Below are 24,815 nucleotides of genomic sequence, written 5' to 3' on the forward strand. Positions count from 1 at the left end.
CTGCCTTGCCTGTGGGACCGTGGCAACATCCGCATTTTTTAAGTATCCCGTGCCGAATCCGGCCACCGTCAACCACACCTCAACCCATCCGTCGGCATAAGCGTTGACCTTTTCAGGTTCACCCAGGAAAAGGTGCGATCCCACGACCGCAGCTTGAGCATCGGCTGCGAAACGATCTCCGCGTGCCCGGCAATCGCTTGCGGCCCTTGCACGAGAAATCTCCCTCCCCAGCGATTTCAACCCCGCACCTCGTGCTTTGGGGTGACGAGGTACGCCGGCTGGCAACAGGCCATCCTCGTCCGCTGCCGACAAGGAGTCGTGTGCCCCCTCGCTGGTGGGAAACGGGCAATCCTCGCCTCGCCTGCAAGCACTAACGTGTGGCAAGAACGTAGCCGGGAAAAGGTCTAGCCTCAGCCTCTCCTGGTGGCAAACAGGCACCCTCCTCGGTCACCCGCGTGGCGCGCAGCGCAAGCAGAAAAAGACAACAACCGTCCAGTTATTATGTTTAAGGCGCTTTTTCCTTCTGGGCCGACTGTTATCTTTCCCCCCGCTCTCGAACATGCCCCTCTCACGCGTTCCCCGGCTCACCAAGGGCGCGGCTACGCGCTCCAACCGCCCCCCGTCCCGGCCGTCCCTTGGACCTCACGCAGGGCCGCCTGTTTACCTCTCCATCGCTCCAGTTTTCTCGCCGTCTTCGGCCGCTATACGCGGCGTTATCACAAAAACGCTACCGGAAAACTGCTATGCAGCACACGCAAATGTGTCGTGCGTGCGACCGGAATTCCGGTACATACCGAAAAATCTTGGTTTGGTATTTAAAACCTGTGATAGATTATTAATACCGAACAGCGGTGAATCAACAATCTCTTTATAGGAATAAAAACCATGAAGATCTCAGTCGGCATGGACATCGGCCACTCCGCACCCAAACTCGTCTGGGCAACCTCGACTAACCCCGCCCAGCACTATCAGGACCTGTTTCTGACGGTTGTCTGTCCGGCGATCCCACTTTCCGACGAGGGGACACGACGGCGCGCGGCCCGTGAGACGGTCAACCTCAATGGACGTGATTACTTCTACGGCGAGACTGCGGTAAAGCAGGGCCGGGCACAGTCGTACTCGGGACAGGACAAGGACTGGATCTTTACCGACACCCACGATGTCCTCGTGATCGGTGCGTTCCGACGCGTTGCCGAGGCAGTCGAGACCACTATCGGCTACGTACCAAACCATTACGAGCTGATCGTTGGATTGCCTCAGGCGTGGTACGACACGCAGCGACGGGAACTGAAGTCACGCGTAACCCAACTCGTCGAGCCAATGCTGCGGTCGGGGCAGACCGTCAACGTTCGTGCGCAGTCGCAGCCGAACGGTCCGCTGCAGGAAATGATTTTCCTGTCCGACGGCCGTGTGAATCCCGCGCATGATTTCGACAACGAACGATGGGGGGTCATCGAGGTCGGTCAGGGTACGAGTGACTTTATCCTCACGGACGGCCCTGATTTCATCGAAGCGGCATCAGGTTCCTGCGTAGGGTTTGCGGCCGTGTACGAGCGCATGACGGCAATCCTCCAAAGCAAAAATCTTCCGTCCGACCTGGGATCAGTGGATCGCGCGATCCGCAACGGGGCCTTGACGGCTTACGGCAAACAGATCGATCTCGCCTCCGAGCTGCGTGAATCAAGCGAGCAGCTGCTGTACGTTGTTCGTGACGAAGCGCAGCGCCGGTTTGGCGAAGCGACGTCGTCTCTCAACGGCGTAATCGTCGCGGGCGGGGGTGCCCAGCTTCTCTTCCCGGGTCTTCGCGAGGTCTTTCCTCATGCCGTCATGTCGCCCGCGCCTCGCTTTTCTGTTTCCGAAGGCTTCTGCAGGTACGGCCTCTCGAGGTTCAACCCCTGATGAAGGGAGCACCTTTCATGGCTAGACCCACATCCAAGTGGAAAACCACGCTGCAGATCGGTCTGCGCACCCATTTCAATACCCACCCCGACGTGCACACGTTCCTCTACACGCTGAACGAAGGAGACGTTGGTGCGGCGTTGCGAGACATCATTCGGGCGCATATCCAGCAGACGCAGCATCGCGCTGGCGATCCCGGCTTCCAGAAAGAAGTGGCCATGCGCGGCATGAGCCAACTGCTGGACGACACGATCGCCGCAGCCCTTCCCACTGAAACTCCCCCTCCTGCTCCATTGCGGGAGGGTGCCGAGACGCCTGCGGCGCTCACTGGTACTTTGACACCAACGTCGTCGCTTGCAGCCACCAAGGCTGGAGGCACAGGGCAGCCTTCGGACGCCGCCGCCGGCGCGCCGGCGAGCGCCCCAACGGCTGCGCCTGAGGAGCCTCCTCCGCCTCTGACACAGGAGCCACCTCCTGCCCCGGCAACACGAAAGCCCGGCCTCGTCAGCCGTTTTGACGACGACTAGCAGCCGACAGGGTCGGTTGTACGGACGGCTCGCGGCTTTCACTGCCCTCACGAAATCTCCGCCAGAATAATTTGATACGGTTCTTTGCTAATACATTCTCCGCTGGGGAATTGCGCAAGGAGAGTCCGTATGTGCAGGAAATCAACACTGATCACCACGTTGGCTGGCTTGTTTGCAATGCTGGTTTCCGGTGCTGCGTTCGCACAGAGCGCCAGTTCAAGCTTCCCGGTCTTCTGGGTCGCAGGTGACCCGCAGCAGATCGCCAATGCATTTCAGGGAGTAGCTGCATTCTTTGGCAATGGCAACAGCAGCTCGTCCGTGATGACCGGCGGGCTGCTTGCCGGGGGACTTGCCGGGCTTATCGTGGCTCTTTTTAGCACCGCCACGCGGCAACAGTTCATGGTGGGACCGTGGTTTATCGGCACGATCGTCGGCATGGCAATGTTCACCAGCCACACAACGATTACCGTCAAGCCGTTTTTCAGCGACAACGGTACGACGGTGACACCGCAAATGATCGTGGTCAACAATGTGCCGATCGGTCTCGCCTACCCTGCCGGTATCGCGAGTGAGATGACCAAAGCTGTCTCGGACATCTACTTGCAGTGGTTCACCACGCCTGGGGATGGCGGAGTTGCCGTACAGGGCACCGCCGGCCTGCTTTCGCCATTGAAGATGCTGTTAAAGCTGCAGGAAGTCTACGACTGCTCGCAAAACAATACGACCATCTGCAATAACCTGGTTGCATACATGAAGTATTGCCCGGTCCAAGGTCTCTCGAGCCAGGCCATGCAATCGAGCACAGGGATCAGCGATGTGCTGAACAACAGCCCGGGCGGCACAGCCAGTGGGACTATGCAAGGCACTACGATCTACTACACCGTCGGCACCGATTCGTCCGGAAACCCGGCCATCAATCAGGCGCCAGTGCCGTGCAGCCAGGCTGGGCCGCAGATCTACCAGGCGATGGCCACTTACATTGACAGCGACTCGTTTACGAGTGACGTTCTCGCCAGGTCGTCGACATCGGAGCCGGATGGTCCGTCAACCGCGGCCGCAGCCGACACAATGCTCAACACCTTGAGCCAGAACATCGCCGTTACCGCGCTCAGCGCGCAAAGCGCCATGACGGCGAATGGTGCACAACGCGACGCGACAATGATGAATCTCGTCTTCAGCCCGATTTTCCGCTCGGCTCAGCAAGCCTCCCTCGATCAGAGCCAGGCAGCCTTCACGTTCACGACGCTGATGACCAATGCTCGCAACAAGGCCATGATCGACACCGCCGGCGAGGCCTCGCTTTTCAACTCATTCATGACGAACGCCATGAATGGCTTCTCATTCATTTTTGTTGCCCTGACGCCGATCGTGATTATGGTGGCATTCACGATGGGAATTGGTGGATTCAAGATCTATGGATCGTGGTTCATGATGGGTGTCTGGAGCCAGGGATGGCTTCCGGTTGCTGCCGTCATTTCATACTACGTCCAGACCTCCTTCTGGTCCCGCCTTCTTGCGTTTGCTTCGAGCTCCATCATCTCGCCGGCCAGTATCGACACCTTCTATACCCAGGTGAGCAGCACTATCTATACGGGATCGTCGCTGATGTCCGCCACCCCGATCATTACGTTGACGCTGCTCACGGGATCGGTCTACGCGTTTACCAATCTCGCTGGCCGTGCAACAGGAACAGGCCGCGACTACATGGACACGTCGCATAACGACGGTAATGCCAGTGACTTGACCAACGCTGAGGCCGCACGTTCGCACATCCAGGCCCAAGGATTACCATTCGCGAATGCCAACGCCATGGGCGTAAGCTCCGCAATTTCGGCGATGAGTCATGGCGGATCTGCGCTTCGTGCGGCTGGCTTCAACACCGCCGGCGATAAGACAGCAGCGGCAACGATCGAGTTTGGGCAGGGGCTGAGCAATACGTTCCGCGCTAGCCAGAGCGCGCAGCTGTCGGCCGAATCAGCACATCAGCGCGTCCAATCACTTACCGACCAGCTTCAGAGCCTGACTGCCAAACGCCACTCAATGGGATTGGATGTCACGACCGGAGGCGATAACGCGCACGCGACGTCCGTGGGACATGACAATACGATTAGTGACGACAGGAAGATTGCGACTGGCAAACAGGAGCAAACCAATCACGGCAATCAAGCAACTGGAAGTCTCGGCGGTTCGATCCCCGGGACGAAGATTGGCGGATCTGTGCAAATGAGTAGCGGCCAGAGTACTACCACCGGGCAGACGGGAACCGAGACCGCAGGTCAGGCCAACCAGAACAAGGTTGGGACGGACGACCGATATACGCAAAATAATGGGGTTCGCGTCTCTAGCAGTGATTCGCTCGATAATCAGATCAGCCAGACCCGTTCAGCGCTCTCGACTGCGCAGCAGGCGGAGAAGGAAGCCTTGCAGCGCAACCAGCAATTCGCCCATGACGCCCAGAGTGCAATGCAATCCGGTGCCAAGACTTCGGTCAATGTGGCAGATATCGCCACCATGGCCTACCAAACCAGCGACCCTGCTCGCGTCGGGGAGGCCGTTCGGCAGGCTGTATACAGCGACGCATTGCAAACCGCTCAAGGAATGGCTGGCTCCGGGCAGATTGCAGGCACAGCTGAAAGCATCATGAGCAAAGCGCAGTCGATCACGGATTCGGCCCTGGCGGGTGCCAATTTCGCGAGCGCAAGCTCGGTGACATCTACCCTCTCACGCGGCGTGCTTAGCGGAGATTCTGGTGTGCATACCGCTGCACAAGCTGGAGTGGCAGCCCTCGCGAGTCAGGCGGGCCGCGGCGACCTTGGCCAAAGTATTCTCGAAAAGTCTTCGCTTGACCGATTTGTCAGCCAGACGGAATCGTCGTCGACAAACTCCGCGCTTGCGGCCGTAGCCGGCGGTTCGACAAGCCTAGGGGGATCGTCGCTCAATCCTGCGAGCGGCCCGCTGGGGGCGCCCGGACCAACGCCCTTTGCAGGCGGCGGTTTCGGTGGCTTTGGTGGCGGAGGAGGAGGTGGATTCGGTGGCGGAGCATTCGCCGGTGGCGGTGCGTCCCCAGTTGCTGGCGCTCCGTCACTCACCCAGTCCGTCGACAACGCGGCCAGTCAGATGGGCCTACCGGCGAGCGCACGCGATCGTGCTGTTGCCGAGGCCGGTCTTATTGAACGTGGACAAAATCAGGATAGTGGCGCTCTGGATAAGCGCACGCATGACACTCAAGCGTATCAGCCTCAAGGCGACGTTACATTGCTCGACCCAGGCCCTTCCGAGCCGGTCGGCAAACGACTGCCGCCGACACCACAATCACCCGCGGGACATGCCACCCACGACACTTCGGAAATCTACGATCGCCCACTTCACCCGCCGCACAAAAGCTGAATTTCACGCTCACAAAAAAGAAAAGCCACCGAGGGTGGCATTTCTTTTTTGGGCCGGCGATAACAGCAGGGCAAGCGAACCTTGCTCTAGGACGGACTACATCAAGCGCGCTTCGTCACTGGTGTTCAAATTGCCACTGCTCGAAATAAACCCCGGCGCGACGAATTCGCTGTGATGCACCGGAGACCCGTGGTATCCGGTTTCGTCGCAATCTGATGACAGGTCCACTGTCGAACCGGTCCGGTCGCGCGTCGCCAGCCGATAGACGGCGTACCCAATAACCAAAATAAGAAGTCCTGCACCCATTTTTTCACCCCGCTTTAGCCGTTCGTCTCTTCATCACGATTCCATTCTAATCGCAAAACGGTCAGCCGCAAGGTCGGTACGGGTAAGTTCAGCGGATTACAACAAAACTGCGCTTCACCTTATCAGGTATGGCCTAGCGATAAGGACCGGCCTCGAGTTTGCGTAAAAAAAACCCGCATACCGAAGGTATGCGGGCTGGTTGGTTGCGTTGAGGCGCCGTTGCGCCTGATGATCTCGTCGGTGAAAGGCGCGGGCCTGTCACTGACGTCGCTAAATGACTGCTTCGGGGCGGCGATACACGATACCTTCACGCGTCACAATTCCGAGTATCCGGTCGAACTCTTCTTCGGCACCTCGCGCGTTCGTAATCGCTGGACACTCGAGCTGTCCGGCCGACGACCGTACTTCGATAGACGCCCTGCTCCAGATCCGGATTACGGTTGCGCTGATCCCGCATAACCTTTTCAGGTCGGTCGATGGATCCGCCACAGCCAACACCGCGTTGGCCTGATAGTTCCCGTCGATCGACGACGGATCGATCCCGCTAAGGATACGGGCGATGTCGAACGTGAACCGCGTGATAAACGAACTCTCGGCAGACGACACAGCGATCAAATCATCAGCATGCCGCGCCAAAACGTCATCTACAAGCTTGTGAACAGCTTGCGGGTGACGCGTGGTGTCACAGTTGACGGGAACGCTAGCGGGCGCGTACGCGATCGTCTGAGCGCGGTTATACAGACTCACCGGAAGTGTCACCCCCTTACTCCGACTCTGAGCAACCTCCTGCCACGTCTGTCCGGACGAGTCGCGCCCCTGCGTGTTCCCGCCGGCCAATGGGAGAAAGCGGATGGCCGTCCCTGGCGCTTGCCCTGCCACAACCGGCTCACCCCGGCGTAGAAACGTCTGAAACGTGCCCCACGCGTTCGAAAGCGAGCCCAGCGCTTCCTGCTGCATCCACAACAGCGGAATGTTGGTGCCCTCGTACGGCTTTCCATCCGTGACACGCAGCGGCAAACCACCGAGACCTTGCCATGGCCACTCGCGCTGAATCCGCTCGAGCATCCACTCGCGTGCCCGATCGACCATTGCCTCTATGTTGTTGACTGCATTCATGGGATACCTCCTGTGCTGGAACGTTGAGAACATTGCACAGGGATATGCAGCACGAAAAAATATCGTGGCAGTTGTCGTGGGTAGCCGCTCCAGGTGCTACGGACCCGCATTGCCAACGGTTGTTGTGCGCTGGAGCACCCCGTTCACGACGCCCTCTATTGCAGCCCTGTCAGCCCGGCCGACGCGAAACAGGAAGGTCGATCGCAACGTCGAAAGCAAACTCTCCCGTTGGCCTTTTTCGACGGTGGAGAAACTCTGCAACAAGACCCCCCAGGCGACCACGATCCGCGTGGACAATACAGCTGACAACTGGCCGGACGCGTAGGATTTTCGAAGCGTCTCGGCCAGCTCCACCATAATTTTCACCACTGCCGGATGCAGCCTCGGTGCTTCCGAGATCAGAATGGTCTTTTCCTCCGCCTTCGAAAGATAAGTGACCTCGATGCCGCCGCTGAATCTATCAAGCAGAGCGACATTCATGCGTTGGGTGCCTCTGTAGCTGCTGGAGTCTTCACCGTCGAGTGCGTTCCCCGTGGCCGCAATCCGAAAATCCGGGTGCGCCGTCACGCGCTCCCCGGTTTCCGGAATGAGGAAAGAACCACCGTCGAGAATGGTATTCATACCTCCTACCTGCCCCGGATCGAGAAAGTTTATTTCGTCGAGCAAGAGTATCGAGCCTTCTTTCATTGCCCGGATAGCTGGCCCATCAACCCACCCGGTACTCCCATCCGGATTGATGCACACCCGACCAATGATCTCCTGCAACTCGAGCGACTTCGAGCACGCGACCCTAATGACTCCCCAGCCAAGACGAGCAGCAAACTGCTCAATAAAACTGGTTTTGCCAGATCCCGTCGGACCTGTAAGCATCAGGTTGTCAAATAGTCCGCTGATCCACGCCTGCCCTACCTTTATATGGTCCTTGCGAAACAGATAGTTCGGGTTCTTTGCCGGCGTGTCCGGTCCCGCTGCACGTATCGGGAACCGCGCGTGTTCGCGTACCTCGGCGCCGACCGTGAGGCCGAACAGTTCGTCTGCAAACCCATGCGACGATGCTCCTGATCCGGGCAGACGTGGCATCCGATCGAGCTCGTCACTCTGCAGTTTCGCTTCGCCAATTTCCGACATGGCATTCACCATCCAAGCTGGATCGGCGTATCCGGAACGACATCCTGACCGGTCACACCCTCCCGTAGATCCGCAAGCGGCACGTCAAGCGCGTCGAGCTGCTCAAGGACAGCAGGCGCGTCGCTCGCGCGCTTTACCACGAGCGATTGCAGATCCGAAGGACCCGAGGCATTGCTTTTGTTTGTTCGATATACGGTGACCCCACCTGCCGTGATCGGGTCGACACCGGCCGGGTAAAGCACAGCGAGGCGCGCCCGGGCCACCTCTAGCTGCTGACTCGCACGCTCAACCTGCCGATGGGCAAGCAACCACTGATGTGCCGCTTGCTCAAAGCGGCTACCGGCTGGTGGGACATTGTCCACAACCGCTTCGCGAAACCGGCGGGCACTCTCCAGTAGATCAAACTGCGTGTCCTCATCTGGAATCATTTCGACCATAACGCCAGGTTGGATGCCGGACGCTTCGAAGCGACACGCGAATAAAAGTCCTTTGCGCACCTGCGACCCAGCGCATAGCAGCTGCCATTGCATCCGGGTGAGGAGTCGCATCGGTACCTGGCCATTGCGAACCGAGTCATGCTCGCCGGAGCTCAGCGTAACCAGCATGCATATCTCGTTCATCCGCTCGGACAGTCCGTCCAGCGTAGCTCCAATCCATGTGTGCTCGGACGACTCGATGCAGGCCGGCTTGATAGGCAGGCCGTGGGTCGAGGTGAAGAGCTCACGCAGCCACATCCGACGCTCCGCGCTCGAGCGGGCCGCCGTGTTGTCCTGCGGCTCGCGTGGCGCCACGCGCCCGGTTTGCTCCTGCCAAAGGCGGTGAACGCTCGCTCCACGCGAGTGGCCGGCAATGATCGCCGCGGCCGTCTCTGTGATTCGGGGTCCGTTTGGAAGGTCCCGTCCGGACCGCCAGTCGTGCCACTCCGGCGTATAGGGTTCGATCTGTAGGAGCTTCATGCTCTTCCCGGGTATGCGATCAGCCTGACACTCGCGCGCAATGGCGTCTGTCCGCGTTTCAAGATTCTTCTCTATATCGACGAAGAATGCGGTGACCGAAAACGTCAACGACCACAGCGCCCTCTCGCTTGATCTGAAGTCGTTCGACAGTTGCGTCCAGACCGTCGCCGTATTCGCACTTCAGTACGGTTGGAATGGCCATATACTGATCCGCGTTTGGTCCCATGCGTAACCTGACATGATGGCGCGGATAGAAACCGATGTCGGCGTGTGCACTCTCAGCCTCCTGCTTGGCTCCGCGCGTGTCGATAAGTGCGTGGAACGCCTTGGCCTGGCGTATGAGATCTGCCAGATCCGGTGGCACCAGTGCCACATAGGCGCGAGGAAGCGCGGCGAGATGCGTGCTGATGTGCGCGTTAAACATCGCCTCGATGTCCTCGTCGTCCAGAGCGTCATCCTCCGCAATCGGTTGCTCGGTCAGGCCTACGCGAAGCAAGGCTGTCAGACGGGCCCAGAAGCGTCCGAGCGGTTGAGAGAAAAAATTGGTTTCAGTCATCCAATTTGCGCGGGGCGCCCCTGCCTCAATGCCGGGTGGGGATAGCGCACCGTGCACTACACGGCCCATGCCTCGCGACTCCTCGCCGCTGCTATCCTTAGGTTGAATCGAGTCGCTACATGTGGTCGTCACGGTGAACGACCCTGCGATGCCGACGGCTATCGATCGTGGGCCGCGCCATAGAGGGTAAGGCAAGGTAGGTCAATTAAATAATCGGTCGGGGCAGGTTCTTCCCGCTTCCGCAAATAAAAAAGCCACTCCGAAGAGTGGCTTATGGGTTAGGAGACGCTGGCGTTCAGCCAGGCTGCAGATATAGTTTTCCGTCGTCGCCAACGTACAGCTCGCATTCGCCGAATACATTGGCGGCATCCGTCAATCGCTTGCCTAGATCGCCCAGCCCACGATCCCAGAAGCCTGCACCGTGGCGGTTGCGCGTGAGCCAAAAGTCAATCCCTGCAGCTTCAGCGCCGACGACTGTCAGGTCGACTCCATGTGCATTGAAAAAATCGCGACAATCATCAGCCATCTTTTGCCTGGCCACAGGTGCGAGATCGTCCTTGGAATATCGACTCTCCATAGCTGCGCCATCTTCGAGAACAGTACTCCATAAGGCCGCGCGGATGTACGCATTTAACATCACCTCCAGATCCATGATTCATCTCCAGTAAGACGCTGTTCGCGTTGGGAAGGGCAAAGCGTCTGGAGATGACGATCCAAAATTAACTGGCGCCGGCGCAGGGCAAAAAAAAACCGCCCGGATCAGGGGCGGCAAGCAGCAGAGCAACTCAATGAACGGTGACGCGCTCCCCCGCATCAGGAAAGTCGTTCAGGTGGTGCTCTTCGATGTGCTGCAGGACGGTGTCGGGATGGAACACCGCAGTAAATGTCCCGCAGCCGTCGAGAAGAAGGTGCAGGCTCTCTCGCTGGCCATCACCAAACCTGAAGAGGCTGATGTCGCTGGCAACGAGTTGTGGGGGATCAAGCTGGGAAACGGGTTGGTCGGGCAGTAGCAGCTGGGCTACCTTGAGTATGTCGATGTCGAGCCGGGTGTGTGCGGCCATGGGAAGGGTCCTCCAGGGGGATTCGGGGATTGGAGCGTTGTGCCAGGAGATTTCCCGCCAAAAAATATTCTTTTCCGACGAACAAGAAAAAACCCCATGAAGTCTGGATGACTGTCAACGGGGTCGTGGTCCAACGTCAGGGCAACGCGCACATGAAGTGCCGACGCCGGATTGACGCAATTTCGCTCGGGCCTATCCGGGACACCGCTCCCAGGCTCACTTGCCAGGGATGTTTTCGTTCTCGTGCCTGCATTCTCGAGAACTGGCACAGGTGGAGAACAGTCCGAACCGTGCGCGCATCGATCGTTCGCGTATGCATCACGAACCCTCCTTTTCCTTGCGCTCGGCGCGCGTGGCATCCAACACCCCGGCGCACAGCATCACGATGATGGCAAACCAGCCTGCCCATCGCACCGGGACGGGCAAAGCCGCCTCAAGACCGCGCAGTTCCCACGCGATCACGCCGAATACGATTGCAAGAAGCACAGTGCGAATTGAAACGCCAGCGCTCGCAATCATCGTGGCCGGATATCCGACCATGAAAAGACCTGCGACCCAGAGCAACATGAACAACGGCGGGGTGTATGCAACCGACATGGAATTCTCCTGGTAAAGCCCGTGCCAGCGGGCGGATGTCATGGCAGTCGGCATGCCCCGGCAAAAAGAATCCGGCGGATTTTTTTTGGCAGGTCATCTCGATCACCAGGATTTCCCTGCCCTACTGGTGGGCATTACATTGAAGGAGTTCAACATGAAGCTGGTGACCTACAACCCCGTCGCAGGTATGCTCGTTCCGATCAATAACGAAGTGGTCGATCGTGCACTGAAGGCTGCGCAGCAACAGGTCGGCGAAGCGGCCTGGAAAGGCGGCTACTCCGACACACGCGCGGACGGCCCCACGGCCGTCGCCCGCCTCGCGCTCGAGGGCATCTGCAAGCCCGAGGGCATCACGGGTCGCATTTCCGCAGTGAAGCTCGCGGCCACCCGCGACAGCCGCGGCAATGAGTATCAGAAGGTCCGCGTGCGCTTTGAAGGCGTTTGCGAGGGCGATGATGGCGTCATGCTTTCACTCGACGTCCAGTCGGAACTCGCGCAGCGGCTTGCACACAAGCTCCTGAACGTGCAGCCCGGTGAAGTGGTGACGTTTTTGCCGTTCTCGCAACTGGTGAAGCGGGGCGACCGGTTCTACGCGAACCAGGCCCTCAGCCTGCGTAACGCACAGGGCAAAGAGGTCAAGGCGCCGGACTCACTGTGGGCAGAAGCGCAAGCTTTAGCTGATGCCGCGGCCAAGGTTCTTGCCGCCGCCGGGATTAGCGATCGAGCCTCACTGAACAAGGTCAAGGCGAACAAGAAGGTTGAGTATCACCACAACCTGTATCGCGACCTGATCGGTCCGAAGTTCGAAAACGCACGTTCCGCGCAGCCGCTTGCGGCCTAAGCGAAGCTACATACCAACCCACGAGCCGCATCCATTGGATGCGGCTTTTTTTGGGGAAACGGCAGGTAACCGCCTGATCAGGGCTTCCCTTTTCGAGGTTTATGGTGAATCAGCAGAAACAGACCCGCCAACCTCCGAACCGCTTTTCAGCCGGCAAGTGGCGCGGTAATCTGTCTGGACCTGCCACCTTTTCCCATGCGACCCATGTCTACCGCACCGTCTGTACGCGTCGCCCAACGCTTCCACTACCCAGACGACGAGCACGCGCTCAAGCGCCTTGGTTCGCGGACCACGATGACCGCAATCCAGCTGCTAGACCTTTTGCACGCGGGGCGAGCGATATGGCTGACCAACGCCGAACGCAACCTGAAACGTCGGGGGCACGTTCTTGTGTATTCGGAGAGCGATTGCGCGTGGTTTGTGGTCGTCGTCGCGATCGACGATCCCGCTGGCGGCGCCGCGATCGTTACGGTACTCGAGCAGGCGCAGTTCGAGAACGATTTCCGCAAACCGATCGACAAGTCGTATCTTTTCCGGGCAATGGCATCAGTTGTAAAGCCCGACGTGGCGAACGACTGGCGCAAGGCCAATATGCCCCCAAACCGTAAGGACCGCAGGGCCGCACGGCTGCGGGCAGGCACGGTTGATAGCGGGGCACTTCTGGATCATGACGTGGTGATTTTCAAGGTCGATTACCGCGCCACTGGAACGGATGTCGTGATGCGCACGGAGTTTAATGTTACTCGCGGCTACCCTGCGGTCGCAGCTTTTGATGACCTGAAAGAGTGCCTTGGCAATGACGCGTTCCTGCAATGGTTTGGAGCCTCGCTTGTCCGAGCGGGCGTCCCTATTGACCGCGTGCTGGCGATCAAGGCAGCGCGGGGGCAAGAACCGCTTGTGACATTGGCAACGGAGGACTCCTTCGCGACCGCACCTGTCCAGGCAGCGTGATCACAAGTTCCGCTTTGTCAGAGCATTATCTGTTGAAGCGTTCGGTATGGAATATTTAGTCATCCACCCAATGCGCGTCGCCCCGCGACTTCTTACCGGCTGGCAGCGTCGGCCAATACAACGTCGGCGAGTTTCTGCAGGTCAAGCTTCAGCGCTTTTGCGAGCCTGGCGGCTGTTGCAAGACGGATGTCCCGATAGCGGCCGGACTCGATACCACTGAGATGACCTTTGGAGATGCCGACTTCAAGCGCAACCTCCTGGAGAGTCAATCTCAGCTCTTCACGCCTTGCCCGAAGCATTCCAGCGAGGTTCATCGCAAGATTCCCAATGAGTCAATTCGCGGCGCCGCGCGACAGAACCCGACTCGCAAGCGTCCGCCGGCGCGCTAACATTCGATCTCGGGCGTCGCAAGCGCGCGGATGGATCTCGTGAGCCAGTAAGGTGTCGCCTCCTCGAGGCGCGCAACAAGGCGAGGCTCTCGCTTCTTCGCGCGCAGGTAACTGGCGACGGTTCCAAACATTGCCTGCACGTTCGTATAGATACCCTGGGCGCCCATAGGTTTCCATCCATTGCCGACAATTAATGGCGTTTCATCCGCCGGCCGCGGATGCCAGTTGAGCGCCAAGGACTGCCTATACCTTACGAGCTCGTCAATCAGAGATGGACATAGGCGGATGTGTCTTAGCGTGCCGGCTCTGTCCCGAACATCCAGTATCCAGCCCGGCGCGGCAGACGCACCCTCTCCCATCTTGAAGCAATGCAGATCGCTCATCCTCAGCGCCGGGCGACGCGAGCTGGCAGCGATTTCCTCGCGCTGCGCTCCAGTGTAAGCGAGCAGCCAGAATATCCAACGCCTCGTGGAGTAAGAACGCCGATGCCCTCCCGGCTCACTAGCGAGCGCGTCAATTACCTCGCCGATCGTTGTGAGCTCGGTCCGCGTAAAATGCTTGTGCTGCGCGACCCGTTTTGGGTGCGGGGTGCTCTTGGCCAGCGGAACCGGATTCGTCTTGATCAATCCTTGTTCACACAGGGTTGCATAGAGGGAACGCAGAACTTGTAGCCCGTAACAGCCTAGCTTCTCAGTCGGCCTGGACTGTGCGTACTGTTTGAAGACAGCAGGCGTCGCACCGAGAAGGCCGCCCTGGAAGCCGCTCGCGCTTATAAACTCGATGAAGCGGGTGCTTTCGCGCCTGTAGGCTGTATGGGTATGCCCGCGGTACCGGCCAAGCCACTGTGCGACTTCAGCTGTTTCGACTACGCGGCTTCTCCCTCCCGTGCGGCCAGGTGGCGCTGGCGCGCTGGAAGCTCGCCGCAATCCGTCCTGAAGCTTCATTGCGTTATCGACTCGGTCGCGCCGCTAGAAACGTCCTGCGACGCGGTCGCTACGCTAAAGCCACTTTCCGTTAGCAGGCGGACCGCTGCCGCGTGTTGGGTAGCGCTGGCAAATTGCTCGGAAGGCAGGTGTACGATGCCAAGCGGCACCTGCTCTCTTCCCTCGGCGCCGTGTTTCCACAGACGGTCATCTGCCATCAGACATTGGCCGTACTCGTCGACCAGCGTGATGGTCCCTCCTTCGCAAGCGTGCCAGGTGCTCGCCATTACTGATTTGCCTGCATGTTCGTGTCCGGCATCGCCCGGAAAAACTACCGCAAAAGTCATTGCGTTGCCACAGCGGGACTCATCCCACGCGCGGGACACTTCCACGATATCGTCAAGCGGCGTAAAGCCGGCGCCGCGGAGCGTTTCACTGGCCTGTTGCCAGCTGAAATGAGGCGCATCCGCAGCAAGGCCCAAAAGTATCCGGTTGATTTCGGCTTCAGGATTGCTACACCCTTCGGGAGCGAGCAGCAGCTTCTGATGTTGGACATCGCCTGTGACAGACGACAGCAAGGCAACTTTAGGCATGGCGTTGATTTGTAATCAAACAGGTTGAAGCGATTGTGCGCTCAAACACCACCATGATTTTATTCTTCGGGCGATCCGTCATCGCTTCTGGGGGGGTGCGGACTCGCTGTTCTTCCGGACGTGTGCCCGTCGTTCTGACTCAGCGAAAAGTCCCTGGACGAACCCCGCCTCGGCATTGGTCAGAATCGCAGACGCGTAGTCTGATGGGCCATCTGCCGTTTTGAGCTTCTTCTGTATAACGATGCAGAGTTTCTGCCGTCTTGCCCGTTCGAACAGGGAATAAGTCACGCCTGCATGCGTGTCCGCGAGGAAACTGAGTTCGTCTTCAACGAGCTGGCCGATCTTGCCGTTCTCCAGCGCCAAGTCGCGCGCAAGGGCGCGCTCGTACATCGACGCGAGACTGAAAGGACGGTAACGACGCCGGCGAGAGATGTTCTGGCGCATCAGCGGAGATCCGCCTAATGCGAGTGCGTCGCGTGGCGTTGTGCGAGGCTGTGCTGCTCGATTGCGTCAAGCGCCTGTCGAAGAAAGTCAGCCGTATATTGGTCGCCGAAGTTCAAGCGCAGCGCGGTGATAGACGAGATCGCGATTGACTGCAGCAGCGCTCCGGCGTCGGGCCGGCGCACGGTGCGCAACTGCTGCAAGACCTCCTTCATCGCGGCATGGCCAAGATCCATCATCTGGTCGACACTCTTTTCTTCATCCATGGCAAAGCTCTATCCTGTCTTTCGTGCGCAATGCGCACTCACCAAACCTTTTTTCACCAGTCAGCTGAAACCGCGGCGGCAGAGCCTGCCACCCGGACATCGCCAACCGCACTTGCGGCCTTGTCGGGATGGTCCAGCCTTTTAAGTGGTCTTCTCATCTGGATGTCCAACCGCGCCAGAACCTCAGAACTGGGAAACGACAAGCTCGCCGGCGATAGGGTATGTGAGTCAACCAGAACCGACAGCAGGCGCTGCCGCAACGCTGACGTTACGCGGCGGCCCGCACTAAGCGCGTCAACTTCGGTGCGGCACGCATCCTCACGCACGCTCAGGAACCGGTCCACCAGTCCGGCGTTTGTCAGGATGGCAAGGAACTCTGTTTCGCCAGCCGGAGCCGGATCGTACTCGCTCAGGATCGAGCGACGCGCAGCGAACCGGCCCGCACCATCGAATACATAGACCCCCTCTCCCACCGGCCCGTAAATGTCGAGGATCAACTCCAGCGCGTCTGATATCGGCGAATTCAGGAGAGATTCATCCGAGTGGGTATGCGCCTGGGCCGCGACGCAGAAGGCCTCCCGAATTTCTTTCAAACCTTTCGCGCTATTCGCCCGCGGACGTCCGACCGCGTTTAATGCGCCGGCGATACCGTCGACGAGGCCGAGGATCACTTCTGCCCCGCCTGCAGCGAAAAGATGAATTGGGTAAACCTTCGTTGCGCCGTCAGTAGGGTTGCTGCAGAAGACCACCGTTGCCTGGATTGACTGCTCTTCCTTGCTGCACGCGCTGACGACCGGAAGTAGAACTCTCGTAGCCATAAAGCTTCTTCTTTTTCTCACAAACGCTGTGTGGAGCGGCGTCGATGCGGCGGACAGTGTGTGCTGCCCGCTTTTTGACCCCGCCGGCGATGATCTGGTCTTGATCGTGGCAAGCGGAAAAACAGTGCCTGCTTACCAACGCTTATCGGAGATTTCGGAGAAAAATTTAGAGTTATTTGCTACGCAGTTACAAACTAATTTCCTGCCGTCCTAAAATTTCATTTCTTACAAAATATTACTTCACTCAAAGGAATCTGTTTTTTGCGCAGATTTTTACTCTGATATTGCGATTTCTCTGTACCACTGTTAAATCCTCTTCCCGAAATATTACCGTGGCTATCTGACCGGTTTTCCATTTATATCACCAAATTTCGCGGCGAAATAATCGGACCTGTCGAGGAATAACTCAACCCCGGGGAGAGCGACCGCGAGCGGAGACCGCGTCGTACAGCGTCACTACGGACAATAATTTACGCCCGTAGAAATCCTATAGGATGATTATAAATCTTACTAAGATACTATCCTCAAGACTATCACCGATGGCATTCATGAGCGCGGCCCCGATGCAAGACGACGCCGGACGACCAACAGGCCGGCTCTCGCCAGCCGAACACACGGTAATACTGGGCCCCATGGGCGAACTTCAGCTGATCGTCTCGCCACATCTGGATCGCCATACTAGAGAAACGCTCCTGGGCGTCCGGCCATTTGAACAAACTGAGTTTGGCCTGGCCGTCGAGATCCTAGAACCGGGGCAAACAGTGCTGGACATCGGCGCCGGATCCGCAGCGTGGTCTCTGTGGGCCGCCACACTGGGTGCTCGCGTCGAAGCATATGAACCGTCTCCCCTTCTTTGTCACGTAGCGCAAAGCAATCTTGATGTGAATCGGGGGTGTCGGATTGACTTGCATCCCGGTTGGGCTGTGGTGCCGAGTCATCAATCCGGGCCGGTGAATCTTGTGCTGCCGGGCGGTGGCTATGACGCGGCCTACATCGAACGTACCCCCCGCCTGGTCGATTCTGACCTGTCCGCCCCGTGGCTAGAGTCCGCCGAGCGCCTCGTTCAGCGCGTGAGGCCCGATGTCGTGTTCGTGGAGGCATCCGGGATGGCCGCTGAGATCGCGCTGGTGATCGCGAGCATCCGACGAGATCGGCCTCGCACCTTGATCGCGCGGATGCGGCCGGATCTGGAAGGCGAAGAGCGTATCCGCAGTGCCGTCCAGGCCATTCGCAGTCTGGGCTACAGCCTGCGCGTCGACAAACACACCATGTTGTGGGACGGGTGGGTATTTGAGTGCTGACCTACGCGAAGTGCATCCGGTGCAGGTTGCTGTAAGTAGTGCGTATTTCTCAGGGTGGCGCGGCGCAGGCCACAGATATTTTTTGAAACGCCATCTCAGCCACTAGGTCATCTAACCCTTCAGCTCCCTAGTGCTGATTCTCAGGAGATTACACCATGAAGAAGGCATTCAACTTTTCGCTGTTCAAGAACACCACTGACGGCATCACGTTCAACAAGTCGAAAGACGACAAGGTGCGCGCGGACTACAACGGCAACGGAAGCGAACGCGACGCCGCGGACAAGATCCAGATCATCGGTATCAAAGCGCTGTCGTCTGCCGGCAAGCAGTACATCCGTCTCGTGTTTATCGACCGCACAGGACTCGACAATACGTACTACAACGCGGCCCTCTTCCTTAACGAGAAGAAGGACTCGGAGAAGCAGCCCGACTACACCGGCTCCGTTGATCTTGACCGCGATGGCAACGAGCGTCTGCGTCTCGCTGCTTGGCTGAAAACGAGTGATCGTGCTGGTCGTTATCTGTCGGTGAGCGTCTCGGAATTCCAGTCGCAAGCAGACACTCCGACTGGTGAAGGCGATGGCATACCGGCAAGCGGAGGTGCTGGTCAGCCGGCAGGTGCTCCCCTCGAAGATGAAGATATTCCGTTCTGACGGTCCATTCGAGCGACCGCAATCCACAAACCACACCTCCTGAGGTGTGGTTTTTTTTCTTTCTGCCCGGAGATCAAACGTGACATCAAAGCAATTCACCCCGTGGCGTCGCGACATGCAACTCGGCGCGCTGATGATGATCATCGCCATCGGCGCTGTGTTCATCCTCGTTCGGACCCAGTTGGTGAGCCCGCTCAAATATGGCCCGGCCGCGGTCCTCGTGGCAGTCTTTGGCTACTGGAGAGCGCAGCGTGGCTATCACCGCTGGTTTGGAAAGTACACAGAAGAGCGTTCGCTGAATGCGCTCGAAGCCCGTCTGCCTGCCGGCTGGGAAATGCGGCGCAATGTCACGACAGCGAACGGTGACTGCGACGCCGTCATTACGGCGCCTGACTTCCGGTTTGTAATCGAGATCAAGTCGGTGCGTAGCGTGACCATGTCGCACAGGCTGCTGCGCGGAACGACGCTGAGTTTTGGACGCGACGTCTCCGCAACTCCTGCCAGCCACGTCGCACAGATCGCCTTCAACGCCGGTAACGCCGGCGGGGTAGGAATCTTGTGGTATCCGCTCGCCCGGAAAAAGGACTACGGTCTTCTGGGCGGAACGTGGGTAGTCACCGGCCACGCCAAGGTCCTCGTCAAGGTCATGCAGAAGCACATCAAGCGGGCTGCGTAGCTACCTGCTGTCGCTTATTTTTCCCTCAGGCATATCGAGCGCATAGCCTTTCCGCTCAACTTCTTCTGATGGAGAAAAATCATGCGCACACCCGATGAACTGCTTGAGTTTGCGACAACCAATGTTGCCTACCGCCGAGCGCGTGGAAACCTGCACTACCGTGCGGTCGACGCGCTACTTTTCGTACGTGATCCTGGAGTAGCCACCGATATGGAGCAATTCACCTGCCGCCATAGCTGTGCATATACCGGAATCGCCCATGGTGGCGAAGATTCCGGCTACCACGGAGAAGGCCGATGCTATTGCAGTTACTGCGGTCTGGATGGCGGCGCCGAAGTGCTCACCAGTCCCTATTCCCACATCCCGCTTGCACAGTGTGCATGCGGGATAATTTTTTGAGGCAGTGTCCTGATGCGCAACCTGCTGCTGCTAGCCCGCCTGCTTGGAAATCGTCACAACCTGGAGGTCGTGGTCGACTCCAAAACACGTGTGGCGAGTGTGACCCGGGAGACCCTCACGCTTCCGGCGACGTGGGTCGGAGCAGTTCTGCCGGAGGGCACCTCGCATATTTCCGAACTGCTTGAGGGGGTCATCGACCATCTTGCGGCCGGACACGCGCGCCACACCGACTTCGACGCTTACGATTCCTGCGTCGCCACGGCTGGGCCGCTTAAACGCTCGATTCTGAGCGTCCTGGAGGATCTTCGCGTAGAGCGCCTTGCCGCTAAGGTCTACCCCGGAATCGCACGAAATCTCGCGAGGACCGTCGAGCTGCTCGAACAACAAGGGTTCTTCGGCGGCCTCGGCGAGATCGGCAAGGCGTTGCCAGCGCAGACGCTCGTTGACGCCATGCTATGCGTCGGGCGCGCGGCGCTCTTGCCCGGGCAGGGGCAGCCACTTCTGAACCTCGCAAGGGCGTATGACGGCTGGGCCCGTACCCAGTGCCCGTCCGCCTGGTTGCGTCTTAAAGACATCACACAACGTGCATGGGCTGCAAACTCGACGAGGCAGGTCATCCAGCTTGTCGACGAGGCCATGCTACTCCTCTCAGACCTCGCCGCAGCGCGGAGTAGCCAGAGCGATCACGCTGCTGTCTCAACCGATGGTGGCGACGCAGGGAACCCGTTGGATAGTGGTGGCGCGGATCCGGGCGACGACCTCGCTGCTGACGTCACCGAGGGCCAGAATGACGGTACGCCAGCCAAAGACGCATCTGGTCAGACGCCCAACGTCACGGCTCCGGCAGGCGCAGAGGCGAGAGACCAGCGCTTTGCTCTTTCGGTGCTTGTGCAACAAGACGTTCGACAGTCGGACATCGGGGACATAGTCGGCGAGGCGCTGCAGGACGCTGTGAGTGCCCTACCACCTCAAAACCATATGCAGAGCCAGTCGTCGGCCAGCGTGCCCACGAAACCAATACCGCCGTCGTGGATTACGACCGCGACCGTGATCCGCGCCAGACTTGGCCGTGATCTCGAGGCGCTCCTGGAATCCAGGCGAGAGACCAATAATCATGTCGGGCTTGTCGGCCGAAGGCTCAGCATGAAGCGCCTGCACCGTCTCGCCGTACTCGACGCTCGAGTATTCCGGCGCCGCCGTGACGAAGATGGCATAAACGCCTGTGCGACGCTACTCGTCGACGTATCAGGCAGCATGACTGCGAAGTCAGTTGACGGGTTCGTTCCGATCAATGCCGCCGGCGGAGCGCTCGTTGCCCTGGCGGAGGTGCTCGAGGCGCACGAAGTGCCCTTTGCGGCGACCGTCTTCAATTCAAGGTTCTGCACAATCAAGCGGTTTGACGAAAGCTGGAAGCGCGTCTCACACACAGCAACCGCGATTCCTCAGCTGGGCGGTAATACTGATCTCGCCCCTGCGCTGAGATCCGTGTTGGTTGACATGGTCGACCGGGAGGAGGATCGGCGCCTGATCATCGTGGTACTGGATGGCCGCACGCCGAACATGGAGCAGGTAAGCGCCTTGTATGCGGACGCGCTTGAGATGGGGGTCGAGATCGCCACCGTTCTGATAGCGAAGAGCGCGGACGCGTATGTCGTGCCTTATGCGGCGATGCTAAAACGGCTCGGACGATTTCCCCATCTCACGCACTCGATGGACACTCTCGCTAAAACTATCATTGACGAGGTCCGCTCGCTCATCTGAGCCAGATGTACCTGGCTACATTCGCCGTCTTCGCGAGCACGCTCCGCTTCTCTCGTGCCGCGCGCTTTCGCCCAAGCAGCTCCTGCTCGGTAAGGCCGTACTCTGCAACTTTGACTCGGACATCTGCAAGAATTTCTTCCACCTCTGCTGCGCGCAGGGTCTCTGCCTCAAGATCGCAATCGCTCGATCTGATCCTTCACGTCCGAAGAGATGCGTTTCTTGGCGGCAATTGCTGTCCTCCTATCGCGATGCGTTGATCTCGGCGGCCAAACGGGTCGCCACAAGCGCCAAGTTCCCCTCCTGGAAAGAGAGTTGTTCAGTTTGCCGCGTCAGGCTGACCCTCGCATGACAGACCGGCGACCTGAGCTCGATCCGATGCGTGGTTGTCCGGCACGATCGTCGGGACGTGGTCCTGGGCGATCTTCCTGAGATACCGCACGGTCGGCGGCCGACCACAGCGAACTGTCAGTGAGTGATTGGCCAACGCCAAATAATTGGCCGTATCAGGATCAACCTGTCCGAGCGATTGAATGAACGCTCGATTCCCCGTGTCGTCTTGCGCATAGGCGCACCCGACTGGAACAAAACATGCGGCAAAGGCCGCAGCAAATACGTTCAATGCTGTTTTCATAGGGCAGTGTTATGTGGCTACGCAAGGTTGGTATTCCAGCCGCAAGTTTATCAAGGGCCGGATCGTTGCATCATACTCGACAGACAAAACAGCCCGCCACAACCGTGAGGTTGGGCGGGCGTGGAAGCGATTGATGGGTTACATGCACGGCGACAGTGGCCGCTCGCGCGCCTGCTTTCGTTGGCTTTCGACCCACAGGGGCGACTCGATTTCACCAGCCGCGATCTTCTTGCGGACATCCGCAAGTTGCGGATCCAGGTCGCCGGCGTTTGCTGCACAATATTCCTGGAGCGATGCGACGAGGTGCCAGATCTGTGTGGGCAAAAATCTAAGCGCATGAGATTTGCGGACAGAAGATCTATGAGGCGCTAAACGTTTCTGGCAGCCCAGCAGGTTGGAAAGCGTTAAAAAAGGCCCGCGACTCAGACGAGTGCGGGCTTGTTGATTGCCAGACCGATAGGTCAGGAGCAGGTTACCGGGTGCGAAGCGGGGAAGACCAAAAGGCGCCCGTCCTTGCAAAGGACGAAATCTCCTTCATTCCCGGGCGGTTTGTCGACGTCTATAGTCGACCGATAGTCCGGACTTCGCACCTGTTGAGAGGCAGCACATGCGGAAAGTACACAGGTTATACCGGCGTAGATCAATAGTTTGGTGACGTTTAGCATATGAAATGGCGTGGTTGACGAGGCTTGTTCACTGAGTGATCCTTTAGCTGGCCGTCCTTCCAATGACCGGGCCGCGCGGATCATCGAGCCAGGCTTGAGCTTCCGAGGAAGGTGTGAGATCAGGCTCTCCTCCCAGGACGCCTATGAAGGCTTCAGGTTCGACGCCGTGTGATGGTGCAAGCTTCCGAAACTCGGCGAGCGTCGCGTGTGCGCTCTGGATCTCTCGACGTCGATTGACGAAAGTGTCAGCCTGATAGCGTCCCGCTTGACCGAAGCGTTTTTCAAAGTCTGCAGCACGGGTGATCCCGTCGCGTACCTCAGTCAGCCGTCCCAATGCGAAAGCGACGGCCCGGCGGACGTTCTCCGGCACCATCTCAAACGTGGTTTGTTCCATCGTCAAATCTCCTTGATGAGTAAGCCCGGTTCGGGCGACTAGTGAGCAAAGCAGACGGAATGGAGCAGCAAAAAAAACCCCGCTGCATCAGAAATGAGCGGGGTGTGGGTTAGGCAAGGACAATGCTGCCTGTGCGCAGTCGGTCAGAATCGGTAAAGCTCTTCGGCGACCTTAATCGCCTCCTGCATCTTCGTGAGATCAAGATTTTCTGAGACTTCGTAGGTGCCGTCCTCGAGACCTGATTCGATTTCCGCCACGTGCGAGTTTGCCATCGCGAGGAGCGACCCCAGGACGTCGACTGGCACGCGAATCACTTCGGCGACCGCTGGTGCGGGTGCTGCCTTCTCAGGGGCCCACATGCCAGCCCTGTGTAGCGTTGTTGTTGCAAGCGCCTTTGCGTCGCCAGAGCCACTGGCGATCATCTCGAGCACCTGCATCAACGCCTTCGTCAACCCGTCGACGGTCTTGGCAACAGCCTCGATCCTTTGAACCGTGTTGGATTCTGGCGATTTTCGTTCTGGCTGTTCGAAAGCAACGACATACTTTCCCGGCACCGATGTCGGCCGCGCGACGGCGTGACCGCCAAGCGCCGACAACTTTTCGAGCACGGCATCTGCCTGTTCGGGCGCGAAGTGGGCAACTGTGCAAGCCCCCTGCCCGTTCGTTCGTCCGATCGCCGTCATCTCTCCGTAGGCGACCGCGCGATACCCGGCAGCGCCGAGGAACTCCTGCATTGCTTCGTTGGTTTGCTGAAAGTTTACGGCCATTTCGACATCTCCTGAAAGTGACGTCCGCTTATGCGAACAATTGCCTGAGTGTCGGAGATGTCAGTGATAAAAATACGCAACCGATGGCTACGCGTAAGCGGGTCCGGTTTCGCCGAGATAGCGGTGCCCGGAGCTGCGCTATGCCGACTTCAATACCGTGACACGTAACCTTACGCTTCCTACCGCGACCGCTGATGCCGTGCTCATCAGGAGGACGGCGACCGAGTGCGTCAAGAGGGTTACGCTCGACAGGAAACTACGTTTGCTCGGCGTACGAGTGACGGGCCTCGAGGCGGGCGACGAAGCTCCAACGGCTCGAGCGGCGATTCAGGCGGAACTCCCATTCTCTGCCGACAACTAGCAGGGACCGGGTGAATGGCCCCGCGTGCCGGAATTGAACTTACGCAGCGATAATTTGATGCGGTCGTGCGCTGCTATGCTGGCTCCATGGCAACGCTATTCCTTGACCCACAGTCGCACCGGATCATGTATTTTTCCCGTTCCGGGCACGATCCGATACCGACCGACATCCTTGTCATTTCCAATGACGGCAAGCGGGCCTTTTCGACAGCTGAGATGCGCACCGTCGTCGTTCCCGACGCAATGCTTCCGGTCGGGTTACACGCATTGAATTGCAGTTTGTACCACTACGACTGTGACGAAAGTGACATCGTCAACGCAATCGCACTTCCAATGGCACTCGAACGAGTTGGCGAGGAGAAGGCTCCGCGTGGGTCAGCCAAGTCTACTGAGCGTCCCGCGTTCACAACGAGGACGCTCTCCCGGGTCTTGCGTTTCGGCTGAGCGAGCGGG

Annotated in this window: 26 protein-coding genes and 1 pseudogene; 12 read left to right on the forward strand and 15 right to left on the reverse strand. The window is 58.7% G+C overall.

Going from position 1 to position 24,815, the window contains the following annotated elements; translation table 11 throughout:
- Positions 1 to 885: 885 nt before the first annotated feature.
- The 3 genes from SBC1_RS38375 (at position 886) to SBC1_RS38385 (ending at position 5,813) form a co-directional block, all read left to right on the forward strand.
- Positions 886 to 1,899, forward strand: a complete 1,014-nt coding sequence (locus tag SBC1_RS38375; RefSeq protein WP_165989285.1) for a ParM/StbA family protein — start codon at positions 886 to 888, stop codon at positions 1,897 to 1,899.
- A 17-nt stretch (positions 1,900 to 1,916) separates the two neighbouring features.
- Positions 1,917 to 2,426, forward strand: coding sequence for a hypothetical protein (locus tag SBC1_RS38380; protein ID WP_165989287.1), 510 nt, complete (start codon positions 1,917 to 1,919; stop codon positions 2,424 to 2,426).
- Between the two features lie 129 nt (positions 2,427 to 2,555).
- On the forward strand, positions 2,556 to 5,813 hold the full coding sequence (locus tag SBC1_RS38385) for a conjugal transfer protein TraG N-terminal domain-containing protein (RefSeq protein ID WP_165989289.1): 3,258 nt from the start codon (positions 2,556 to 2,558) through the stop codon (positions 5,811 to 5,813).
- Positions 5,814 to 6,389: 576 nt separating this feature from the next.
- On the opposite strand, the gene SBC1_RS38390 is transcribed toward SBC1_RS38385, so the two are convergent.
- From SBC1_RS38390 to SBC1_RS38420, 7 genes are all read right to left on the reverse strand, one after another.
- Complete coding sequence (locus tag SBC1_RS38390; protein WP_165989292.1) at positions 6,390 to 7,235, reverse strand: ArdC family protein; 846 nt, start codon at positions 7,233 to 7,235, stop codon at positions 6,390 to 6,392.
- Positions 7,236 to 7,331: 96 nt separating this feature from the next.
- Entirely contained in the window at positions 7,332 to 8,363 is a 1,032-nt protein-coding gene (locus tag SBC1_RS38395) for an AAA family ATPase (RefSeq protein WP_165989294.1), read from the reverse strand.
- 5 nt (positions 8,364 to 8,368) lie between these two features.
- Positions 8,369 to 9,319 carry a YqaJ viral recombinase family protein gene (locus tag SBC1_RS38400; RefSeq protein WP_165989296.1) on the reverse strand — a complete coding sequence of 317 codons (951 nt, stop codon included), beginning with the start codon at positions 9,317 to 9,319 and terminating at the stop codon, positions 8,369 to 8,371.
- 58 nt (positions 9,320 to 9,377) lie between these two features.
- Positions 9,378 to 9,944: a hypothetical protein gene (locus SBC1_RS38405; RefSeq protein WP_165989298.1), complete on the reverse strand. Its 567-nt coding sequence runs from the start codon at positions 9,942 to 9,944 to the stop codon at positions 9,378 to 9,380.
- Between the two features lie 226 nt (positions 9,945 to 10,170).
- Positions 10,171 to 10,527 (reverse strand): hypothetical protein, encoded by a 357-nt coding sequence (locus SBC1_RS38410; protein WP_165989300.1) that lies wholly within the window; start codon positions 10,525 to 10,527, stop codon positions 10,171 to 10,173.
- Between the two features lie 133 nt (positions 10,528 to 10,660).
- Entirely contained in the window at positions 10,661 to 10,936 is a 276-nt protein-coding gene (locus tag SBC1_RS38415) for a hypothetical protein (RefSeq protein ID WP_165989302.1), read from the reverse strand.
- 318 nt (positions 10,937 to 11,254) lie between these two features.
- Positions 11,255 to 11,533, reverse strand: coding sequence for a hypothetical protein (locus tag SBC1_RS38420; RefSeq protein ID WP_165989304.1), 279 nt, complete (start codon positions 11,531 to 11,533; stop codon positions 11,255 to 11,257).
- Between the two features lie 52 nt (positions 11,534 to 11,585).
- On the opposite strand from SBC1_RS38420, the gene SBC1_RS38425 reads away from it, so the two are divergent.
- Together SBC1_RS38425 and SBC1_RS38430 are read left to right on the forward strand one after the other, a co-directional pair.
- Positions 11,586 to 12,374, forward strand: a complete 789-nt coding sequence (locus SBC1_RS38425) for a hypothetical protein (protein ID WP_165989306.1) — start codon at positions 11,586 to 11,588, stop codon at positions 12,372 to 12,374.
- Between the two features lie 204 nt (positions 12,375 to 12,578).
- A complete protein-coding gene (locus SBC1_RS38430) occupies positions 12,579 to 13,325 on the forward strand; it encodes a hypothetical protein (protein WP_165989308.1) in 747 nt (248 codons plus the stop codon).
- 92 nt (positions 13,326 to 13,417) lie between these two features.
- On the opposite strand, the gene SBC1_RS38435 is transcribed toward SBC1_RS38430, so the two are convergent.
- From SBC1_RS38435 to SBC1_RS38460, 6 genes are all read right to left on the reverse strand, one after another.
- Positions 13,418 to 13,639: a helix-turn-helix domain-containing protein gene (locus SBC1_RS38435; RefSeq protein ID WP_371826777.1), complete on the reverse strand. Its 222-nt coding sequence runs from the start codon at positions 13,637 to 13,639 to the stop codon at positions 13,418 to 13,420.
- A 71-nt stretch (positions 13,640 to 13,710) separates the two neighbouring features.
- Positions 13,711 to 14,097: a hypothetical protein gene (locus tag SBC1_RS38440; RefSeq protein ID WP_165989312.1), complete on the reverse strand. Its 387-nt coding sequence runs from the start codon at positions 14,095 to 14,097 to the stop codon at positions 13,711 to 13,713.
- Positions 14,098 to 14,654: 557 nt separating this feature from the next.
- Entirely contained in the window at positions 14,655 to 15,215 is a 561-nt protein-coding gene (locus tag SBC1_RS38445; RefSeq protein WP_165989314.1) for a hypothetical protein, read from the reverse strand.
- A 93-nt stretch (positions 15,216 to 15,308) separates the two neighbouring features.
- On the reverse strand, positions 15,309 to 15,674 hold the full coding sequence (locus tag SBC1_RS38450) for a hypothetical protein (RefSeq protein ID WP_165989316.1): 366 nt from the start codon (positions 15,672 to 15,674) through the stop codon (positions 15,309 to 15,311).
- Between the two features lie 14 nt (positions 15,675 to 15,688).
- Positions 15,689 to 15,937: a hypothetical protein gene (locus tag SBC1_RS38455; protein ID WP_165989318.1), complete on the reverse strand. Its 249-nt coding sequence runs from the start codon at positions 15,935 to 15,937 to the stop codon at positions 15,689 to 15,691.
- A 53-nt stretch (positions 15,938 to 15,990) separates the two neighbouring features.
- Entirely contained in the window at positions 15,991 to 16,755 is a 765-nt protein-coding gene (locus SBC1_RS38460; protein ID WP_165989320.1) for a hypothetical protein, read from the reverse strand.
- 926 nt (positions 16,756 to 17,681) lie between these two features.
- On the opposite strand from SBC1_RS38460, the gene SBC1_RS40370 reads away from it, so the two are divergent.
- The 5 genes from SBC1_RS40370 to SBC1_RS38485 all read left to right on the forward strand — a co-directional run bounded on the left by SBC1_RS40370 (position 17,682) and on the right by SBC1_RS38485 (position 21,545).
- Positions 17,682 to 18,056, forward strand: coding sequence for a hypothetical protein (locus tag SBC1_RS40370; protein ID WP_243830341.1), 375 nt, complete (start codon positions 17,682 to 17,684; stop codon positions 18,054 to 18,056).
- A 155-nt stretch (positions 18,057 to 18,211) separates the two neighbouring features.
- Complete coding sequence (locus tag SBC1_RS38470) at positions 18,212 to 18,709, forward strand: DUF736 domain-containing protein (RefSeq protein ID WP_165989324.1); 498 nt, start codon at positions 18,212 to 18,214, stop codon at positions 18,707 to 18,709.
- A gap of 79 nt (positions 18,710 to 18,788) precedes the next feature.
- On the forward strand, positions 18,789 to 19,385 hold the full coding sequence (locus SBC1_RS38475) for a hypothetical protein (RefSeq protein WP_165989326.1): 597 nt from the start codon (positions 18,789 to 18,791) through the stop codon (positions 19,383 to 19,385).
- A gap of 81 nt (positions 19,386 to 19,466) precedes the next feature.
- A complete protein-coding gene (locus SBC1_RS38480; protein ID WP_165989327.1) occupies positions 19,467 to 19,784 on the forward strand; it encodes a hypothetical protein in 318 nt (105 codons plus the stop codon).
- A gap of 12 nt (positions 19,785 to 19,796) precedes the next feature.
- Entirely contained in the window at positions 19,797 to 21,545 is a 1,749-nt protein-coding gene (locus SBC1_RS38485) for a VWA domain-containing protein (protein WP_165989329.1), read from the forward strand.
- 1,339 nt (positions 21,546 to 22,884) lie between these two features.
- Here SBC1_RS38485 and SBC1_RS38495 read toward each other — a convergent pair.
- Together SBC1_RS38495 and SBC1_RS38500 are read right to left on the reverse strand one after the other, a co-directional pair.
- Entirely contained in the window at positions 22,885 to 23,235 is a 351-nt protein-coding gene (locus tag SBC1_RS38495; RefSeq protein WP_165989333.1) for a hypothetical protein, read from the reverse strand.
- 143 nt (positions 23,236 to 23,378) lie between these two features.
- Positions 23,379 to 24,002, reverse strand: a complete 624-nt coding sequence (locus tag SBC1_RS38500) for a hypothetical protein (RefSeq protein WP_165989335.1) — start codon at positions 24,000 to 24,002, stop codon at positions 23,379 to 23,381.
- A 130-nt stretch (positions 24,003 to 24,132) separates the two neighbouring features.
- Here SBC1_RS38500 and SBC1_RS38505 point away from each other — a divergent pair.
- Together SBC1_RS38505 and SBC1_RS38510 are read left to right on the forward strand one after the other, a co-directional pair.
- Positions 24,133 to 24,363: pseudogene (locus tag SBC1_RS38505) on the forward strand (DNA polymerase IV); the annotation flags it as partial.
- Positions 24,364 to 24,449: 86 nt separating this feature from the next.
- Entirely contained in the window at positions 24,450 to 24,806 is a 357-nt protein-coding gene (locus SBC1_RS38510; protein ID WP_165989337.1) for a hypothetical protein, read from the forward strand.
- Positions 24,807 to 24,815 lie beyond the last annotated feature (9 nt).

The organism is Caballeronia sp. SBC1 (genome assembly GCF_011493005.1).
Classification (GTDB): Bacteria; Pseudomonadota; Gammaproteobacteria; order Burkholderiales; family Burkholderiaceae; genus Caballeronia.

Excerpts from the sequence above, each read along its gene's own strand:
- SBC1_RS38375 (WP_165989285.1), top strand. The coding sequence starts at position 886 with ATGAAGATCTCAGTCGGCATGGACATCGGCCACTCCGCACCCAAACTC.
- SBC1_RS38380 (WP_165989287.1), top strand. The coding sequence starts at position 1,917 with ATGGCTAGACCCACATCCAAGTGGAAAACCACGCTGCAGATCGGTCTG.
- SBC1_RS38385 (WP_165989289.1), top strand. The coding sequence starts at position 2,556 with ATGTGCAGGAAATCAACACTGATCACCACGTTGGCTGGCTTGTTTGCA.
- SBC1_RS38390 (WP_165989292.1), bottom strand. The coding sequence starts at position 7,235 with ATGAATGCAGTCAACAACATAGAGGCAATGGTCGATCGGGCACGCGAG.
- SBC1_RS38395 (WP_165989294.1), bottom strand. The coding sequence starts at position 8,363 with ATGTCGGAAATTGGCGAAGCGAAACTGCAGAGTGACGAGCTCGATCGG.
- SBC1_RS38400 (WP_165989296.1), bottom strand. The coding sequence starts at position 9,319 with ATGAAGCTCCTACAGATCGAACCCTATACGCCGGAGTGGCACGACTGG.
- SBC1_RS38405 (WP_165989298.1), bottom strand. The coding sequence starts at position 9,944 with ATGGGCCGTGTAGTGCACGGTGCGCTATCCCCACCCGGCATTGAGGCA.
- SBC1_RS38410 (WP_165989300.1), bottom strand. The coding sequence starts at position 10,527 with ATGGATCTGGAGGTGATGTTAAATGCGTACATCCGCGCGGCCTTATGG.
- SBC1_RS38415 (WP_165989302.1), bottom strand. The coding sequence starts at position 10,936 with ATGGCCGCACACACCCGGCTCGACATCGACATACTCAAGGTAGCCCAG.
- SBC1_RS38420 (WP_165989304.1), bottom strand. The coding sequence starts at position 11,533 with ATGTCGGTTGCATACACCCCGCCGTTGTTCATGTTGCTCTGGGTCGCA.
- SBC1_RS38425 (WP_165989306.1), top strand. The coding sequence starts at position 11,586 with ATGCCCCGGCAAAAAGAATCCGGCGGATTTTTTTTGGCAGGTCATCTC.
- SBC1_RS38430 (WP_165989308.1), top strand. The coding sequence starts at position 12,579 with ATGTCTACCGCACCGTCTGTACGCGTCGCCCAACGCTTCCACTACCCA.
- SBC1_RS38435 (WP_371826777.1), bottom strand. The coding sequence starts at position 13,639 with ATGAACCTCGCTGGAATGCTTCGGGCAAGGCGTGAAGAGCTGAGATTG.
- SBC1_RS38440 (WP_165989312.1), bottom strand. The coding sequence starts at position 14,097 with ATGAGCGATCTGCATTGCTTCAAGATGGGAGAGGGTGCGTCTGCCGCG.
- SBC1_RS38450 (WP_165989316.1), bottom strand. The coding sequence starts at position 15,674 with ATGCGCCAGAACATCTCTCGCCGGCGTCGTTACCGTCCTTTCAGTCTC.
- SBC1_RS38455 (WP_165989318.1), bottom strand. The coding sequence starts at position 15,937 with ATGGATGAAGAAAAGAGTGTCGACCAGATGATGGATCTTGGCCATGCC.
- SBC1_RS38460 (WP_165989320.1), bottom strand. The coding sequence starts at position 16,755 with ATGGCTACGAGAGTTCTACTTCCGGTCGTCAGCGCGTGCAGCAAGGAA.
- SBC1_RS38470 (WP_165989324.1), top strand. The coding sequence starts at position 18,212 with ATGAAGAAGGCATTCAACTTTTCGCTGTTCAAGAACACCACTGACGGC.
- SBC1_RS38480 (WP_165989327.1), top strand. The coding sequence starts at position 19,467 with ATGCGCACACCCGATGAACTGCTTGAGTTTGCGACAACCAATGTTGCC.
- SBC1_RS38485 (WP_165989329.1), top strand. The coding sequence starts at position 19,797 with ATGCGCAACCTGCTGCTGCTAGCCCGCCTGCTTGGAAATCGTCACAAC.
- SBC1_RS38495 (WP_165989333.1), bottom strand. The coding sequence starts at position 23,235 with ATGGAACAAACCACGTTTGAGATGGTGCCGGAGAACGTCCGCCGGGCC.
- SBC1_RS38500 (WP_165989335.1), bottom strand. The coding sequence starts at position 24,002 with ATGGCCGTAAACTTTCAGCAAACCAACGAAGCAATGCAGGAGTTCCTC.
- SBC1_RS38510 (WP_165989337.1), top strand. The coding sequence starts at position 24,450 with ATGGCAACGCTATTCCTTGACCCACAGTCGCACCGGATCATGTATTTT.